Here is a 15837-nt window from a genome sequence, read left to right on the forward strand (position 1 = left end):
GCCGGTCCTCCCCGAAACAGGTCGGGCGAGGCGCTTATTCGTGGCGCAGCGCGTCGATCGGATTGAGCTTGGCCGCGCGCCGGGCCGGGAAATAGCCGAACACCACGCCGATCAGTGCCGAAATCGCAAAGCTCAATATGTTGATCGACGGATCGAAGACGAAGGGCAGGTTGAGCGCCGAAGACGCACCCCAGGACGCGAAAAACGCCACCACGATCCCGATCAGCCCGCCCAGGCACGAAAGCGCCACTGCCTCGACCAGAAACTGCAGCAGCACTTCGCTGCCCAGCGCGCCGATGGCGAGGCGGATGCCGATTTCGCGCGTCCGTTCGGTCACCGACACCAGCATGATGTTCATGATGCCGATACCGCCGACGATCAGGCTGACCGCCGCGATCGCGGCGACGAACATCGTCATCTGCTGCGTCTGTTGAGTCAGCGTCGCGGCGAATTGCGCGCTGTCGAAAATGCGGAAATCATCCGGCTGACCACCGGCAAGATGCCGCCGCTCGCGCAGCAACGCGGTGATCGCTTTCTGCACCGATCCGGTGTCGAACCCGTCCTGCACCGACACGATCATCGCGCGGATCTGCTGATTGCCGGTGAAGCGGCGCTGCACGGCCTTGATCGGCATGATCACGGTGTTGTTGGGATCGTTGAAGCCGGAATTATCCTGCTTTTCGAGCACGCCGATCACTTCGCAGCTGACATTGCCCAGCCGGAAGCGCTGGCCGGTGGCGTCGCCGTCGGAAAACAGATTTTCGCGGATCGTGTCGCCAATCACGCACACCGCCTTGCCCGCGCTTTCCTCGGCCGAGGTAAAGGGCCGTCCGCTGGCGAATTTCAGGCTCTGCGATTCGAAATAATCGTTGCTGGTCCCGGTGATCGTCGTCGTCCAGTTCTGCGCGTTGCGCACCGCCAGCGCAGAGGACGTCACCTGGCCGGCAACGGTCTTTACCCCGCCAATCTGTTCGCGGATCGCATCGACATCGTCCTGTTCGAACGGCGGTGGCGGCGCCCCGCCGCCCCGGCCGGTGCCCGAACTGGGGAAGATGGTCAGCGTATTGGTGCCGAGCGAACTGATCGATTCCTGGACCGAGGCCGAAATGCCGTTGCCCAGCGTGACCATGGTGATCACTGCGAACACGCCGATGATGATGCCCAGCGTCGTCAGGAACGAGCGCAGCTTATGCCGCGCGATTTCGCGCAGCGACAGGAGAAGCGTGGTATAGAGCATCAGCGCATCTCCGCCGGAGCGCGGCCGGGACTGCGCTCGACCCGTTCGACCAGGCCATCCTTGAAATGGACGATGGTGCGCGCGAATTCGGCCATTTCCGGCTCATGCGTCACCATCAGCACGGTGATCCCGCCATTGCGGTTGAGGTCGGACAGCAATTCCATGATCTCGACCGAGCGTTCGCTGTCGAGATTGCCGGTCGGTTCGTCGGCGAGCAGCACATCGGGCTGAGTCACGATCGCACGGGCGATCGCCACACGCTGCTGCTGTCCGCCCGAAAGCTCCGCCGGGGTGTGATCGGCCCAGGGCGCGAGCCCCACCTTGTCGAGCGCGGCCATCGCCATGTCGTAGCGCACCTTGCGGTTTTCACCGCGATAGAGGAGCGGCAGTTCGACATTTTCGAGCGCAGTGGTGCGCGCGAGCAGATTGAACCCCTGGAACACGAAACCCAGATAGCGCCGCCGCAACAGCGCGCGCTGGTCGCGGTCGAGCCGTTCGACATGCACGCCGCGGAACAGATAGGTTCCGCCCGTCGGCACATCGAGACAGCCCAGGATGTTCATCGTCGTCGACTTGCCCGAACCGGACGCACCCATCACCGCGACGAAATCGCCGCGCTCGACAGTCATGTCCACGCCCTTCAGTGCCTGAAACGCAGTCGCGCCTTCACCGAAGGTCTTGGTCACGCCTTCCAGTCGGATGAGCGGATCAGTCATTGCCGCCCGCACTGGCGGCGCGGACGCCGACGATCACTTTCATGCCGGGCTTCAGGTCCTTGCCGGTGACTTCGGTACGGCTGCCGTCGCTGGCGCCGGTCACGACCTGGACGGGCTTGGGCTTGCCGTCCTCGCCCAGGACATAGATCGTCTGGCGGCTGCCTTCGCCGATCGTCTTTTCCTGTTCGCCGCCGCGCGGTCCAAAGCGCATCTGGAATCCGCCGCCGCCCGATTCGGCGCCGGCATCCGGCTTGAACCGCAAGGCACCGTTGGGGATCAGCATCACATTGCTGCGCTGCTCGGTCCGGATCGTCGCCGTCGCGGTCATGCCCGGACGCAGGATCAGGTCCGGATTGGAAACGCTGAGCGTCGCGGCATAGGAGACGACCTGCGAAGAACTGGCCGTCGATGTCGCGGAGGACGAGGATGAGGCAGTCAGGTTCGACCCCAGATCGACGCGCGTGATCTGTGCCGGGAAGGTGCGGCCGGGGAAGGCGTCGACCGTGAAGCTCGCATCCTGACCGGGCGCGACTTCGCCGACATCGGCTTCATCGACCGCGACTTCGAGCTTCATCGCGGTCAGATCCTCGGCGATCACGAACAAAGTCGCGACGTTGAACGATGCCGCCACCGTCTGACCGGCATCGACCTGACGCGCGAGCACCACGCCGTTGACGGGCGAGCGGATCACCGCCTTGTACCGCTTGGTCTGGTTCGAGGAGAGAGCGGCGCGCGCCGATACGACATTGGCCTGCGCTGCGCTGAGATTGGCGCGGGCACGCGCGACATTCGCCTCGGCCGACTGCATTTCGGTCTGCGACGGCACGCGTCCGCCCGACAACCGGCTTACTTCCTGGAAGCGCGCAAGCTGCGCCTGCGCTTCCTGCAGCGTCGCGCGTTGCTGAGCGACCGATGCGATATTGGCGTTGAGCGTCGCTTCGCTCTGCTTGATCGCATCGTCGAGCGTCGAAGGATCGATCACCGCAAGCGGCTGGCCCTTGGTCACGCGATCATTGACTTCCACCAGCACGCGTTCGACCAGGCCGGAGATTTCCGAACCGACATCGACCTGATTGGTCGGCGCCAGCTTGCCGGTCGCCGAAACGGTGACGGCAAGGTCGCCCTTCGTCACATCGGCAGTGGCATAGCTGGGCGGCGGCGACGGCGCGACGCAGCGCGCGATCAGCAGCAGCAACAGGATCACGCCGATCGCGGCCAGGATCCATTTCAGCCGAAAGAATCGCCGCCAGCGCGGCACCGGCTTTGCACCGAGAAATTCGTCGAGATTGGGTTCGTCGGCCATCAGCGTTCCTGACTGGTTGGCAAGGGCGCGGGCGGTTCATCGGGCGCCTGAGGGACAATCGAACTGTCCCAGCCGCCGCCGAGCGCGAGATAGAGCTGGATGATGGCGGTCGCCTGATCGGCGCGCGCCTGGGCAAGGCCGTTGCCCGCGCTGAGCAGCGAGGCTTCGGCCTGATTGAGCGTCGTGAAATCGGTCAGCCCGGTGCGATACTGGCTGCGCGACAGGATCGCGACATTGTTCGCGGCATCGAGCGCATCGGCATAATAGCGTTCGCGCTCGCGCGCGCTGCGCAATGCCGCCAGCGCGTTCTCGACATCTTCGAGCGAGGTCAGCACTGTTTGCTTATAGGCGAAAAAGGCGCCCTGGGCGGCGGCTTCGCTCGACCGGACCTGACTGCGGTTGCGGCCGCCGTCGAAAATCGTCTGCGCCAGGCTGGCGAAGAACTGGCCGGTGATGATGTCGGTCAGCGTGTCGAGCGAACTGGCGCTCGTATCGATATTGCCGCCCACCGATAGCGCGGGGAAAAGCTGGGCGCGCGCCACGCCGATCCGCGCCGTCGCGGCGGCAAGATTGCGTTCGGCGCTGCGAATGTCGGGGCGCTGGCGCAGCGTATCGGCGGGAATGCCGACAGGGATGGTGTCCGGCCCCTGCGGAATGGCCTTTGGCGTTTCCAGCTCCGCCTTCAGCGCGCCGGGCGACAGGCCGAGCAGCACCGCCAGCCGCGACACCGCGCTGTTATAGCTCGCCTCAAGCGACGGGATCGACGCCGCAGTCAGTGCGCGTTGCGATCGCGCCTGTTCGGAATCGAGCGAGGAAACGAGCCCCGCCTGCACGCGATATCCGGCGATCTCCAGATTATCGTCCTGGAGCGTGAGCGAGCGGCGGGCATTGTCGAGCTGTGCCTGGAGCAATCGCGCGGTCACGTAATTGCGCGCGATTTCCGCCTCGATCGAAATCAGGACCGAGGCATAGTCATAGCCGGCGGATTCATAATCGGCTCTGGCGGCGGCAACACTGCTGCCGGTTCCGCCGAACAGATCGACCTGATAGCTGGCATCGGCGCCGAGCGAGAAGCCGTCGCTCGACACGCTGGTCCCGCGCAGCCCTTCGGTACGCGAATAGCGGCCCGATCCGCTGACTGTCGGCAACAGGCCGGCGCGCGATTGCACCAGCGATTCGCGGGCCTGACGCAGGCGCGCAACCGCCTGGGCGATATCCAGATTGGCGGCACGCCCGCGCTCGACCAGATCGGCGAGCATCGGGTCGTCGAAATTCTGCCACCACTGTGTAATTTCAGCGGCTTGTTCCGAATCTGCAGGGACGGAATAGCTTTCCGGGACGCCCAGATCCGCGGGTGCGGCAGGGCGATATTCCGGCCCCTGCACACAAGCGGCAAGCAGCAGTCCCGGCAGCAATGGTGCGACTTTGCGGACAGTCATGGGTGGGTTACATAAATAAAACAGTGCTTCTTGCCACGATAAATTTGTCGCAAAATGTAACCGGCGCCGCAAAGTCGCCACCGCAACGACCGCAGCAAAGCTGATCTTCGCTTGCGCTTCGCCCCTTGGCAGGGGCATGGAGACGCCCGGAGAGCAAGAGCGGAGGCCATCGATGACCGATATCTATCCCGTGCCGGACCAATGGGCGAAACGGGCACGCGTCGACGCGGCGGGATATGAAAAGATGTACGGGCTTTCGCTGGCCGATCCGGGCAGCTTCTGGCTGGAACAGGCGCGGCGGCTCGACTGGATCAAGCGCCCCGAACTCGCCGGCGACTGGTCGTTCGACGAGGATGATTTCCACATCAGCTGGTTTGCCGACGGCAAGCTCAATGTGTCGGCCAATTGTATCGACCGCCATCTGGCAAAGCGCGGCGCGGCGACTGCGATCATCTGGGAACCCGATGATCCCGCAATGGCGCCGATCCGCCTATCCTATATCGAACTGCATCGCGAAGTGTGCCGCTTTGCCAATGTGCTCAAGGCACAGGGCGTCAAAAAGGGCGATCGCGTCACCATCTATATGCCGATGATCCCCGAGGCGGCGTTCGCGGTGCTTGCCTGTGCGCGCATCGGCGCGATCCATTCGGTGGTGTTCGGCGGCTTTTCGCCCGAAGCGCTGGCGGGGCGCATCACCGATTGCGATTCGAGCGTCTGCATCACGGCCGATGAAGGGCGGCGCGGCGGCAAGCGCGTTCCGTTGAAGGCCAATGTCGATGCGGCGGCGGGCCATGCGCCCGCGCTTGAAAAAGTGATCGTCATCCGTTCGACCGGCGGCGACATCGCCATGACCGAAGGGCGCGACATCTGGTATGACGAAGCGGTTGCCGATGTGTCGGACGATTGCCCGCCCGAGCCGATGGACGCCGAAGACCCGCTGTTCATCCTCTATACCTCCGGATCGACCGGCAAGCCCAAGGGCGTGCTGCACAGCAGCGGCGGATATCTTCTCTGGGCGAGCCTGACGCACGAGCTGTGTTTCGATTATCGCGAAGGCGAGATTTTCTGGTGCGCCGCCGATATCGGCTGGGTCACCGGGCACAGCTATATCCTGTACGGCCCGCTCGCCAATGGCGCGACGACGTTGATGTATGAAGGCGTGCCCAACTGGCCCGATGCCAGCCGCATCTGGCAGGTGGTCGACAAGCATCAGGTCAATACGCTGTTCACGGCGCCCACCGCGCTGCGCGCGCTGATGAAGGATGGCGACGACTATGTGAAGGCGACCAGCCGCAGCTCGCTGCGCCTGCTCGGCACGGTCGGCGAACCGATCAATCCCGAAGCGTGGCGCTGGTATCACGAAACGGTCGGCGAAGGCCGCTGCCCGATCATCGACACCTGGTGGCAGACCGAAACCGGCGGCGCGATGATCGCCCCCCTGCCCGGCGCGACCGACCTCAAGCCCGGCAGCGCGACCAAGCCGATGCCCGGCGTCGATCCGCAACTGGTCGATCCCGAAGGCGAAGTGCTGCACGGCGCGACATCGGGCAATCTGGTGATCGCGCGCAGCTGGCCGGGGCAGATGCGCACCGTGTGGAACGACCATGCGCGCTTTTTCGAAACCTATTTCACGACCTATCGCGGCAAATATTTCACCGGCGACGGGTGCCGCCGTGACGAAGACGGCTATTACTGGATCACCGGCCGCGTCGACGATGTGATCAACGTGTCGGGGCACCGCATGGGCACCGCCGAAGTCGAAAGCGCGCTGGTGCTGCATCCCAAGGTGGCCGAGGCCGCCGTGGTCGGCATGCCGCATGACGTGAAGGGTCAGGGCATCTATGCCTATGTGACGCTCAACGCGGGATGCGAACCGAGCGAGGCGCTGCGCAGCGAACTGGTCAAATGGGTCCGCACCGAAATCGGCCCGATCGCAACGCCCGACGCGCTGCAATTCGCACCGGGCCTGCCCAAGACGCGTTCGGGCAAGATCATGCGTCGCATCCTGCGCAAGATCGCCGAGAACGACGTGTCGAGCCTGGGCGATACCAGCACGCTCGCCGATCCGGCGGTGGTCGACGATCTGGTCGAAAACCGCGTGACGTCAAACTGACCGGAGCCGGACGGGAAAATTGCACCGCGGGCCGTTCGTCACTGCGGATTGCGTTGCTGTGATGCGTTCGGCGGTCGCATGGCTACACCGTTCCGCGTCGCGCTATCCGAGATTTCGTCTGGCCTTTTGCGCCCGATCGTTTATCGGTTTGGAGATAATTGTGAACGTTATCAGGCGCGGATAGCGTCTGTCTCGGGCCGATGTCCGGGGGCGTTCCCCCAAAAGATACAGACAAGCGGAGAGAAACCTGATGCGCGGAAGAACCTCCCTCTTCACCACGAGTTTTCTTGCCATGGCGTGCATTGCATCGATGCCCGCCAGTGCGCAGCAAACCGACGCCCCTTCGCCGGCGCAGGCGTCGGTCGCGCACCCCTATGCCTGGCCAGGCGTCGCCAATGCCGGGCTGATCGATCCCGAAATCGAAACACGGATCGACGCGCTGATGGCGCGCATGTCGCTGGAGGAAAAGGTCGGCCAGATGATCCAGGCCGACATCAGCACGATCACGCCCGAGGACCTGCGCGATTATCCGCTGGGATCGATCCTCGCCGGGGGCAGCTCCCCGCCGCTCGGCGCTCCCGACCGTTCGCCCGCCGCTCCCTGGCGCGCAACCGCCAGGGCGTTCGAATCCGTTGCGATGGAGGCCCGGCGCGGCCATGTGCCGATCCCGCTATTGTTCGGCATCGATGCGGTGCACGGAAACAACAATATCGTCGGCGCGACGCTGTTCCCGCACAATGTCGGCCTGGGTGCGACGCGTGACCCCGAACTGATCCACGCGATCGGCGTGGCGACCGCTGCCGAAACCGCGGCATCGGGCCCCAACTGGGCATTCGGACCCACGCTTGCCGTGCCGCGCGACCTGCGCTGGGGCCGGGCCTATGAGGGCTATTCCGAAGATCCCGCTCTGGTCGCCGAATATGCCGGAGCGATGGTGCGCGGCATTCAGGGCGAAACCGGCAAGGGCACTATCCAGAACGGCCATGTCCTTGCCTCTGCAAAGCATTTTCTGGCCGATGGCGGCACGCAGGACGGCGTCGATCAGGGTGACGCGCAAGTCAGCGAAGCCACGCTGATCGCCGTGCACAATGCCGGATATCCACCCGCGATCGAAGCGGGGGTGATGAGCGTGATGGCATCGTTCAGCAGCTGGAACGGCGCCAAGATGCACGGCAACAAATCGCTGCTGACCGACGTGCTCAAGGGTCGCATGGGCTTTGACGGGCTGGTCGTCGGCGACTGGAACGGGCACGGCCAGATTCCCGGCTGCACCAACACCGATTGCCCCCAGACCTTCCTTGCCGGACTCGACATGGCGATGGCTCCCGACAGCTGGAAGGGGCTGTATGAATCCACGCTCGCCCATGCGCGCGACGGAACGATCCCGATGGCGCGGATCGACGATGCGGTGCGGCGCATCCTGCGCGTCAAATTCCGCCTGGGCCTGTTCGACGCCGCCCGTCCCTATGCCGATCGCGACGATGTGATCGGTTCGGCCGACCATCGCGCGCTGGCACGCCGCGCCGTGCGCGAGTCGCTCGTATTGCTCAAAAATGACGGCGTGCTTCCGGTCAAATCGAGCGCGCATGTCCTGGTTGCCGGGCCGGGCGCCGACGACATCGCGATGCAATCGGGCGGCTGGACGCTCAGTTGGCAGGGTGACGGCAACAGCAATGCCGATTTCCCCAACGCCCAGTCGATCTGGGGCGGTATTTCGGAAGCGGTCGAGGCCGGCGGAGGCACGGCAACGCTCAGCGCCGACGGCAGCTGGACCGACAAGCCGGACGTGGCGATCGTCGTGTTCGGCGAAACGCCCTATGCCGAAATGCGCGGCGACGTGGCCACGCTGGAATTTCAGCCCGGAGACAAGGCCGCGCTGGCGATGCTCAAGCGGTTCAGGGCCGCCGGCATCCCCACCATATCGGTTTTCCTGTCGGGGCGTCCGCTCTGGGTGAATCCGGAAATCAACGCATCGGACGCGTTCGTCGCGGCATGGCTGCCGGGCAGCGAAGGCGGCGGGATTGCCGATGTGATTATCGGCGACGAAGCGGGGGCACCGCGGAACCAGTTCACCGGCACGCTGTCGTTCAGCTGGCCCAGAACCGCCGGGCAGTTCGTGCTCAATCGCGGCATGGCCGATTATGATCCGCTGTTCGCCTTTGGCTATGGTCTGCGATATGGCGACGATGGCGATGTCCCGACGCTGAGCGAAGAGCCAGGTCTTGTCTCCGGGATGCGCAATCGCGACGTCTTCTTTGAAAAGGGCAAGACCGCCGAGCCATGGAGCTTTGCAACCGACAGCGGCATCGCGCGCAATGCAGTCGATTCCGCAACTGCGCAGGAAGGCGCGGTGCAGCTGCGCTGGCCGGATCGCGAGGCGACGCTGCGTATCGGCGGCCCGGCGCTTGATCTGACGCGTGAGGCCAATGCCGATCTGTCGCTGCAATTCACCTATCGTCTCGACCGCGCGGCGGCGGGGCCGGTCTGGCTCTCAATGGGGAGCGGCGATCCCGCGCAGGGGCTGAATGCGGCGTCGCTTTTCACCGGGACGACGGGAAGCTGGCGGACCGTGAAGGTGCCGCTGCGCTGTTATGCCGATGCGGGGATCGATCTGTCGGATGTTGCCGCACCGCTGGTGCTGCGTGCATCCGGGCCGCTCAGCTTCTCGCTATCGGACCTTCGCCTCGTCGCCGATCCGCAAGGCGCAGCCTGTCCGCAGGCGCAATAGGCGCGAAACTCAGGCCGATGGTGGCGCCTGCCCGCCATCGGCCAGTATTTCGGCGACCCAAATGGGGACCAGTTCGCCCGCTCGCCCCAGGCGGCTTTCGTCGAACCAGCTACTGCCTTCCGATGGATCGAGATTGAGTTCGAGCGTCCGCGCGCCATAATGGTGCGCCAACCGCACGAACCCCGCCGCCGGATAGACCGCGCCCGACGTGCCGATCGAAACGAACAGATCGGCCTGCGCCAGCGCGGCTTCGATCTCGTCCATGCGATAGGGGATTTCGCCGAAGAAGACGATGTCGGGGCGCAGCGCCGCCATCCCGCACGCGCCGCATGCCTGCCCCGGCGGCATCGCCCCGGTCCAGCGCTGCCGCGCGCCGCAGCCTGCGCACAGCGCCGACAGAAGCTCGCCATGCATGTGCAGCATCCGCTTCGCGCCCGCCCGCTCGTGCAGGTCATCGACATTCTGGGTGACGATCAGCAATTCGCCCGGCCATTCGGCATCGAGCCGCGCGAGCGCATGATGCGCGGCATTGGGCTTTACCGTGCCCAGCTTCGCGCGGCGCATGTCGTAAAATTCATGCACCAGTGCCGGATCGGCGGCGAGCGCTTCGGGCGTGCACACATCCTCGACGCGATGCCCCTCCCACAACCCGTCGGGTCCGCGAAAAGTGGCAACGCCGCTCTCGGCGGAAATCCCGGCGCCGGTCAGGATGACGATGTTTCGAATGCTGGCCATGCCCCATCCCTAACCCAGGCGCGAATGCGGCCCAAGCCGTGCTGTGGCCCCGGCCATCGCATGCCAAAACTTGCAGCACCGGACGAACGCCGCCAAAATCGGGGAAAAGGCAGAGGGGAAGGTGCTCATGGCAGCGAAAAAGAAGAAAAAGACCGGCAGCAATCTGGGGCTGGTCGACCTGCTGGCGATCGGCGCCGTCGCATATGCCGCATTCAACTTTGTCCCTGCCTATGCCGACTGGACCGCCTATCGCTACGATCCGGTGCCTGGCGAGGAATGCGTTCGACAGATGGATGCGGTATGCGCGCGCAAGGCGTTCGACGAGGCCTATGGCCCAACCGGAGCCCCCTATTCGAAAAAGCTCGACCAGCAATGGGTCTGGGCGCTCCGGTTCATCGACACCGATGAGGATTATCGTCGCCAGCTTGATACCGTCTTCGAAGAGGGCAAGCGCAAGATCCTGGGTGCCGGCCTGAGCGAGGTCAAGGCAGGGGAACTGCTCGGCCTGGCCAACATCCTCTATCATATGGGTCGCGACAAGGAGGCTACCGCCTTTTTCGACGAAGTCGTCGAACGGCAGGAAGAAGCCGATGCCGACATCCCCGAACGGATGCGGCGCTATGGCCCGAGCCAGCTTGGGGGGCCGCCCAACTGTCTGCGAGGCGAAAAGGACCATCAGTCTCTGAGCAAAAGCGACAATTACGCGCAGCTCGATGTCGGCCGCGACTTTCAAAACCCCTGCTATCTGGAATATTTCCGGCGGCGCAGCGACATCGACCTGAAACCGGTGATCGAGCGCAGCCTTGCCACCATGCGCGCCAAGCGGCAGGCGCAAGGCGAAATGGACGCCTGGAATTATGAAGGCGAACCGATGACCCGCGACGAATATGAAGACAAGGTCGCGTTCCTCGCCACGCTGATCGCCTATCGCGAGCATAACGGCTGGGGCCGGTCGTTCGACTGACCGGCCAGGTGTCCAGGCCGTGAACCGATAAACGGCGCCTCGACCGCGCCGCTTATGGGTTCGCGACCTAATTCGCCTCCAGCCAGCGTGTGGCGCCCGCAAGCTGCCCTTCGAGCAGCTTGATCGCTTCGAGCCGTTCCGGCTGGGTTTCGGCAGGCACCCGGTGCCGATCGGCGGTGTTCGTGCCGAACGGCGAGCTGTTATAATAGGCCCGGTCCTTCGCCGCCTTTCCGCGCAGCAAAGCGACGTCGCCCGCAAAACCGACCCGCTTCTTTGCAGCGGCAACCGCTGCCTTGATCCGCGCATGCGACAGAAAGCGCAAAACCGCCGTTGCACCGACGATACCGATGCCCGCCACCATCAGCACCGGCGCGAGGAAGTAACTCGCATTCCCGTCCATCATTTTGAGCAACGACCCATCCCAAATGGCAGGCATCAGCGCGGCGAGGAACGTCAGGGCCAACCCCACAGCATAGAGCGCAACACCCGCCCGACCGAGCAGCCAGCTGCCCTTTTGTGCCTGATAGGCGGCCTCATAGACATATCCCTCCCGGATCTTGTTGATCAGATAGGGAAGCTGGATCAGATCCTGGATATGGCGCTCGCCATCCGGACCGAATTTCTCGACCAGTTTGTTGCGCCGATACACCAGATCGCGGCGCAAGTGATCGACCTTGCTCGCATAGTTGGGCCGGTCGAAATCCTCCGGGTCGTGATCGATCACTTCGAACGTGAGCAGCTCGGTTTCCAGATATTCGCGCGCCGAACCGTCGCGCACCATTTCACGATCGCGCATGAGGAATTTGTCGAATATCTTTTCCAGTTCAAGGTTCGCCATGAAAGCGAGCCCTTCGCGATCGGCCACGGGATCGCGTACCGGTCGGTTCAACTCATTCTCGATGCGTCGCAACTTGGCATTGGCGGAAGATACATCGAGATAGGTGAGCGTGTTGATGACCGAATTATAATCCCATTTGCTCATGATCTCCGCTGCCTCGCCCTTTCATCCATTCTCCAGCCGAAATCATTACGGAGATAGCCCGACGATGCAACTTCATCGGCAATTGCGCCGATTGCGGGCCGTGCCGCTGTGATTGCCCGCGCGCGCCATTCCCCCTGTCCTCCACGCCCCCTTTGTGTCACAGGGCTCGCGATGATTCAGACCCTCGCTTCGGGCCAGCGTGCCGCACATTCCCTTCACCACGCCGGGAAGGGGAAAAGCGGGGGGACGTACCGTCTCCTTTGTCTCTTTCGGGCCGAAAACGGGAGTGCCGCCGCATGACGAAACTGGGCATCTACGGCTGCCTCGGCCGCATGGGACGCGCGATTCAGGACGTCGCGCCCGAAGAAGGCGCAATGATCTGCGGCGGCGCGGATATGGGCGATGATCCCGCGGCACTGGCGCAGCAATGCGACGTGCTGGTCGATTTTTCCTCGCCGGCCGCGCTTGAAGCGCATCTTGCCGCCGCACGCGCTGCGGCCACGCCGATCGTGATCGGCACCACCGGCCTTTCGGCGCAGCATCATGCGATGATCGACGAAGCAGCCGGCGAAATCGCCGTGCTGCAGACCGGCAACACCTCGCTCGGCATCACCCTGCTCGCGCGGCTGGTGCGCGAAGCGGCGCAGCGGCTGAGCGCCGACTGGGACATCGAAATCGTCGAGATGCATCACCGCAACAAGGTGGATGCGCCGTCAGGCACTGCGCTGCTGCTCGGCGAGGCCGCGGCCGAAGGGATCGGCAGCACGCTTGCCGAAGCCGGCGTGATCGGGCGTGCGGGCCTTACCGGCGCGCGGGCCGAGGGTACGATCGGCATCGCCTCGCTGCGCGGCGGCAGCGTGATCGGCGATCATGGCGTGTTCTTCGCCGGCAATGGCGAGCGGATCGAATTGTCGCACCGCGCCGATGATCGCGCGATCTTTGCTCGCGGCGCAGTTCAGGCGGCGCTGTGGCTCGCAAACCAGCCCGCCGGTCGGTACGACATGGGCGCGGTGCTCGGGCTCTGAGGCAGGCGGCGCAGTGAAGAAAGCGGATGTCGTCGAATTTTTTGCCCGGCTGGCAGAGGCCAATCCGCATCCGGAAACCGAGCTTGAATCGGTCAACGATTACACGCTGCTCGTCGCAGTCGTCCTGTCCGCACAGGCAACCGATGCGGGCGTGAACAAGGCGACCCGACGGCTGTTCGCGCAAGTCGATACGCCCGAGAAAATGGTCGCGCTCGGCGAGGCGGGGCTCAAGGAGCATATCAAGACGATCGGCCTGTTCAACAGCAAGGCAAAGAATGTCATCGGCCTGAGCGAAGCACTGATCGCCGATCACGGCAGCAAGGTGCCCGCCGATCGCGACGCGCTCGAAAAACTGCCGGGCGTCGGGCGCAAGACCGCGAATGTGGTGATGAATGTCGCATTCGGCGCGGAAACCTTTGCGGTCGATACGCATATCTTTCGCGTCGGCAATCGCACCGGGCTCGCGCCGGGCAAGACGCCGCTGGCAGTCGAGAAAAAGCTGGAAAAGGCCGTCCCCCAGCCCTTTCGCCTCCACGCTCATCACTGGTTAATCTTGCATGGCCGATATGTCTGCAAGGCTCGGACCCCTGAATGCTGGCGATGCAACGTCGCCGATTTATGCGCGTTCAAGCCAAAGACGCCGCCTCCCGGCACCAAAGGCCCGGCGCGCGGCAAGCCCAGGAGTACCGCCCCGTGAAACGCTGGCTCATGATTCCCGCAACATTGCTGACTCTCGCCGCCACCGGCGCCGACCAGCGCATTCCCGAAGCAACGCCCGATGGCGAGCCGGTCAATTGCATCCGCGCCAGCCAGATCGATCATACCGTCGTCCACAGCGACTCGGTGATCGATTTCCACATGAAGGGGCGCAAGGTCTATCGCAACGAATTGCCGTCCGCCTGCCCCGGCCTGGGGTTCAACCGCACCATCCTGTACCAGGTGCGCGCGAACGACCTGTGTTCGGTCGATACGATCACCGTGCTCGAAACCCCGGGGCTGACGCGCGGCGCAACCTGTGGTCTGGGCACGTTCCAGCCGGTGACGCTGACGCCGGCAAACTAACCGCTGGCGCACGCGCCCACGCTTTGCTAGGCGCGCTCTTCGCAAGGGCCACGCCCACGCACCCGTAGCTCAGCTGGATAGAGCGCTGCCCTCCGAAGGCAGAGGCCACAGGTTCGAATCCTGTCGGGTGCGCCATTTTCCCATCACTGCTCACTAAGTCAGATAAAAGCCTGAATGGTGAAGCGGTTAGGGGTGTTCTAAACCCCGTTTCGCGGGCGTATTTCAGTCGACCGGAAAACGCGAGTTTTAGCACCATATATTTGTGCGCCAGTTCGCCCGATACCCATATTTTACAAGGGTTTGCGAGGAACGTCATCGCGGTTCTAAATGCCGTGTCAAAATCCGTTCGCGGCTGGGCGCATTTCGCCAGCGCTTCGGTCAGTTCAGCCTTCCGGCGCTCGGCTTCATGGATGCGATTCTCATAGGCGCTACGCAGCGTTTCGCTGCTGGCCTCGATGGCGCGATCGACCAGCTTATCGATCTCGGCTTCCGTTTCGGCGATCTGGCGGCGTAAGCCCTTCTTGCGCTCTTCGGCGTTCTTGGAGAGATCGTCCCACAGCGCACGCAGCACTTTATGGGTCAGCGCGAACATGTTGCGCGACGGGCGCATGGTTTGCAGCAGCGCCTCGAACTCGCCTTCGATCTTGTCGCGGCGGATTGACCGCCCATAGGCTTCGCAGTCGCGATTGAAGCAATGGTAATATGGGTGCCGCTGCTTCTTGCCTTTGGCCCAGCAGCTCGTGAGCGGCTTTCCGCAGCAAGCGCATTCGACATAGCGCGTAGCGGGAAATCGGCGCTGTTGTCGTTGCGGACCGTGCGCACAGGCGTCTTGAGTCGGTTCTGAATTTTCTGGAAGGTCGCGAAGTCGATCAGCGCCGGGTGATGGCTAGGGCGCAAAGACACGTCCCATGCCGGAACATGGACATAGCCCGCGTAGAGCGGATTGGTGAGCATGTCGGAGGCCTTCTGGTCGCTCACGCGCCCGCTTTTGCCACGCGGGTATTCCGGGTGCTCGTTGAGGAAGCGGGCGACCTCGGCCTGCGTCTCCAGGTGACCGCAAGCGTAGGCTTCGAGCGCACTTTGGATAATCGTTGCTGCGGGTTCGTTGCGCTCGATCAGCGCCCCTTGACCCTTCACCTTGTGGTATTTGTAGCCCGCCGGAAGCTGAAGGCACCAATAGCCGTTGAGGCATCGTGCCCGCATACGGTCGCGGGTCTGCTCGGCATTCTTGCGGCGATGCTCGCTGGCAAAAGCCGCCTCGATCACTTCGAGAATATCGTCTTCGGGATCGTCGGCAAAGGTGCGCTTGGGGGATTCAAGCTTGCCGCCCGCGGAGCCGATCGCATCTCGGATGGCGAAATGGGTGCGCACGCTTCTAGCAAGACGATTGAGGTCATCTATGAGGACTGACGTGACCCCCGGCTTTCATCCAGTGGCAACCAGAGACCGACTGTTGTTGTCGCGCAAGAGCGCGGGTGAAGCAACGGGCGGGGTTAACCCCGCCCGTTGCTTTTCGAGTTCGGCGGCGAATGC

The 15837-nt window shown here is 63.8% G+C and carries 12 protein-coding genes, 1 tRNA gene and 1 pseudogene; 7 read left to right on the top strand and 7 right to left on the bottom strand.

The genetic code is table 11. The features are described from left to right. Positions 1–34: 34 nt before the first annotated feature. The 4 genes from DKB74_RS16030 to DKB74_RS16045 are packed head-to-tail and all read right to left on the bottom strand — an operon-like array spanning position 35 to position 4695. Complete coding sequence (locus DKB74_RS16030; protein WP_109809186.1) at positions 35–1237, bottom strand: ABC transporter permease; 1203 nt, start codon at positions 1235–1237, stop codon at positions 35–37. After that, positions 1237–1953, bottom strand: a complete 717-nt coding sequence (locus DKB74_RS16035; RefSeq protein ID WP_109809187.1) for an ABC transporter ATP-binding protein — start codon at positions 1951–1953, stop codon at positions 1237–1239. Before DKB74_RS16035 ends, DKB74_RS16030 begins: the two co-directional genes overlap by 1 nt. Then, a complete protein-coding gene (locus DKB74_RS16040) occupies positions 1946–3256 on the bottom strand; it encodes an efflux RND transporter periplasmic adaptor subunit (RefSeq protein ID WP_109809188.1) in 1311 nt (436 codons plus the stop codon). Before DKB74_RS16040 ends, DKB74_RS16035 begins: the two co-directional genes overlap by 8 nt. After that, on the bottom strand, positions 3256–4695 hold the full coding sequence (locus DKB74_RS16045) for an efflux transporter outer membrane subunit (RefSeq protein ID WP_109809189.1): 1440 nt from the start codon (positions 4693–4695) through the stop codon (positions 3256–3258). The genes DKB74_RS16040 and DKB74_RS16045 overlap by 1 nt, the downstream gene beginning before the upstream one ends. A 172-nt stretch (positions 4696–4867) precedes the next feature. Between DKB74_RS16045 and acs the strand changes: the two genes are divergently transcribed. Together acs and DKB74_RS16055 are read left to right on the top strand one after the other, a co-directional pair. Beyond that, positions 4868–6808 (top strand): acetate--CoA ligase, encoded by a 1941-nt coding sequence (gene acs / locus DKB74_RS16050; RefSeq protein ID WP_109809190.1) that lies wholly within the window; start codon positions 4868–4870, stop codon positions 6806–6808. A gap of 292 nt (positions 6809–7100) precedes the next feature. Beyond that, positions 7101–9536 carry a glycoside hydrolase family 3 protein gene (locus DKB74_RS16055; RefSeq protein ID WP_109809191.1) on the top strand — a complete coding sequence of 812 codons (2436 nt, stop codon included), beginning with the start codon at positions 7101–7103 and terminating at the stop codon, positions 9534–9536. 9 nt (positions 9537–9545) lie between these two features. Here DKB74_RS16055 and DKB74_RS16060 read toward each other — a convergent pair whose 3' ends face one another. After that, positions 9546–10271 (bottom strand): NAD-dependent deacylase, encoded by a 726-nt coding sequence (locus tag DKB74_RS16060; protein ID WP_109809192.1) that lies wholly within the window; start codon positions 10269–10271, stop codon positions 9546–9548. 127 nt (positions 10272–10398) lie between these two features. On the opposite strand from DKB74_RS16060, the gene DKB74_RS16065 reads away from it, so the two are divergent. Beyond that, positions 10399–11235: a tetratricopeptide repeat protein gene (locus DKB74_RS16065; RefSeq protein ID WP_109809193.1), complete on the top strand. Its 837-nt coding sequence runs from the start codon at positions 10399–10401 to the stop codon at positions 11233–11235. Positions 11236–11302: 67 nt separating this feature from the next. Here DKB74_RS16065 and DKB74_RS16070 read toward each other — a convergent pair whose 3' ends face one another. Then, positions 11303–12217: a hypothetical protein gene (locus tag DKB74_RS16070; protein WP_109809194.1), complete on the bottom strand. Its 915-nt coding sequence runs from the start codon at positions 12215–12217 to the stop codon at positions 11303–11305. 296 nt (positions 12218–12513) lie between these two features. Here DKB74_RS16070 and dapB point away from each other — a divergent pair, with 296 nt between their 5' ends. The 4 genes from dapB to DKB74_RS16090 all read left to right on the top strand — a co-directional run bounded on the left by dapB (position 12514) and on the right by DKB74_RS16090 (position 14439). Beyond that, positions 12514–13242, top strand: a complete 729-nt coding sequence (gene dapB / locus DKB74_RS16075) for a 4-hydroxy-tetrahydrodipicolinate reductase (protein WP_109809195.1) — start codon at positions 12514–12516, stop codon at positions 13240–13242. Positions 13243–13255: 13 nt separating this feature from the next. Next, the gene (nth, locus tag DKB74_RS16080; RefSeq protein ID WP_109809196.1) at positions 13256–13939 is read left to right on the top strand and encodes an endonuclease III; all 684 of its coding nucleotides are present in this window, start codon (positions 13256–13258) and stop codon (positions 13937–13939) included. Then, the gene (locus tag DKB74_RS16085; RefSeq protein WP_239987561.1) at positions 13936–14304 is read left to right on the top strand and encodes a hypothetical protein; all 369 of its coding nucleotides are present in this window, start codon (positions 13936–13938) and stop codon (positions 14302–14304) included. Before nth ends, DKB74_RS16085 begins: the two co-directional genes overlap by 4 nt. A 58-nt stretch (positions 14305–14362) precedes the next feature. After that, positions 14363–14439 (top strand) — tRNA-Arg (locus DKB74_RS16090). A 705-nt stretch (positions 14440–15144) separates the two neighbouring features. Here the strand turns inward: DKB74_RS16090 and DKB74_RS16095 are convergent. Continuing rightward, positions 15145–15705 (bottom strand): annotated as a pseudogene (locus DKB74_RS16095) (recombinase family protein); the annotation flags it as partial. Positions 15706–15837: the final 132 nt, after the last annotated feature.

This window comes from Stakelama portus (genome assembly GCF_003171655.1).
In the GTDB taxonomy this organism is placed as follows: domain Bacteria; phylum Pseudomonadota; class Alphaproteobacteria; order Sphingomonadales; family Sphingomonadaceae; genus Sphingomonas; species Sphingomonas portus.

Coding starts and splice junctions, on each gene's coding strand:
- DKB74_RS16030 (WP_109809186.1), bottom strand. CDS start 1,237: ATGCTCTATACCACGCTTCTCCTGTCGCTGCGCGAAATCGCGCGGCAT.
- DKB74_RS16035 (WP_109809187.1), bottom strand. CDS start 1,953: ATGACTGATCCGCTCATCCGACTGGAAGGCGTGACCAAGACCTTCGGT.
- DKB74_RS16040 (WP_109809188.1), bottom strand. CDS start 3,256: ATGGCCGACGAACCCAATCTCGACGAATTTCTCGGTGCAAAGCCGGTG.
- DKB74_RS16045 (WP_109809189.1), bottom strand. CDS start 4,695: ATGACTGTCCGCAAAGTCGCACCATTGCTGCCGGGACTGCTGCTTGCC.
- acs (WP_109809190.1), top strand. CDS start 4,868: ATGACCGATATCTATCCCGTGCCGGACCAATGGGCGAAACGGGCACGC.
- DKB74_RS16055 (WP_109809191.1), top strand. CDS start 7,101: ATGGCGTGCATTGCATCGATGCCCGCCAGTGCGCAGCAAACCGACGCC.
- DKB74_RS16060 (WP_109809192.1), bottom strand. CDS start 10,271: ATGGCCAGCATTCGAAACATCGTCATCCTGACCGGCGCCGGGATTTCC.
- DKB74_RS16065 (WP_109809193.1), top strand. CDS start 10,399: ATGGCAGCGAAAAAGAAGAAAAAGACCGGCAGCAATCTGGGGCTGGTC.
- DKB74_RS16070 (WP_109809194.1), bottom strand. CDS start 12,217: ATGAGCAAATGGGATTATAATTCGGTCATCAACACGCTCACCTATCTC.
- dapB (WP_109809195.1), top strand. CDS start 12,514: ATGACGAAACTGGGCATCTACGGCTGCCTCGGCCGCATGGGACGCGCG.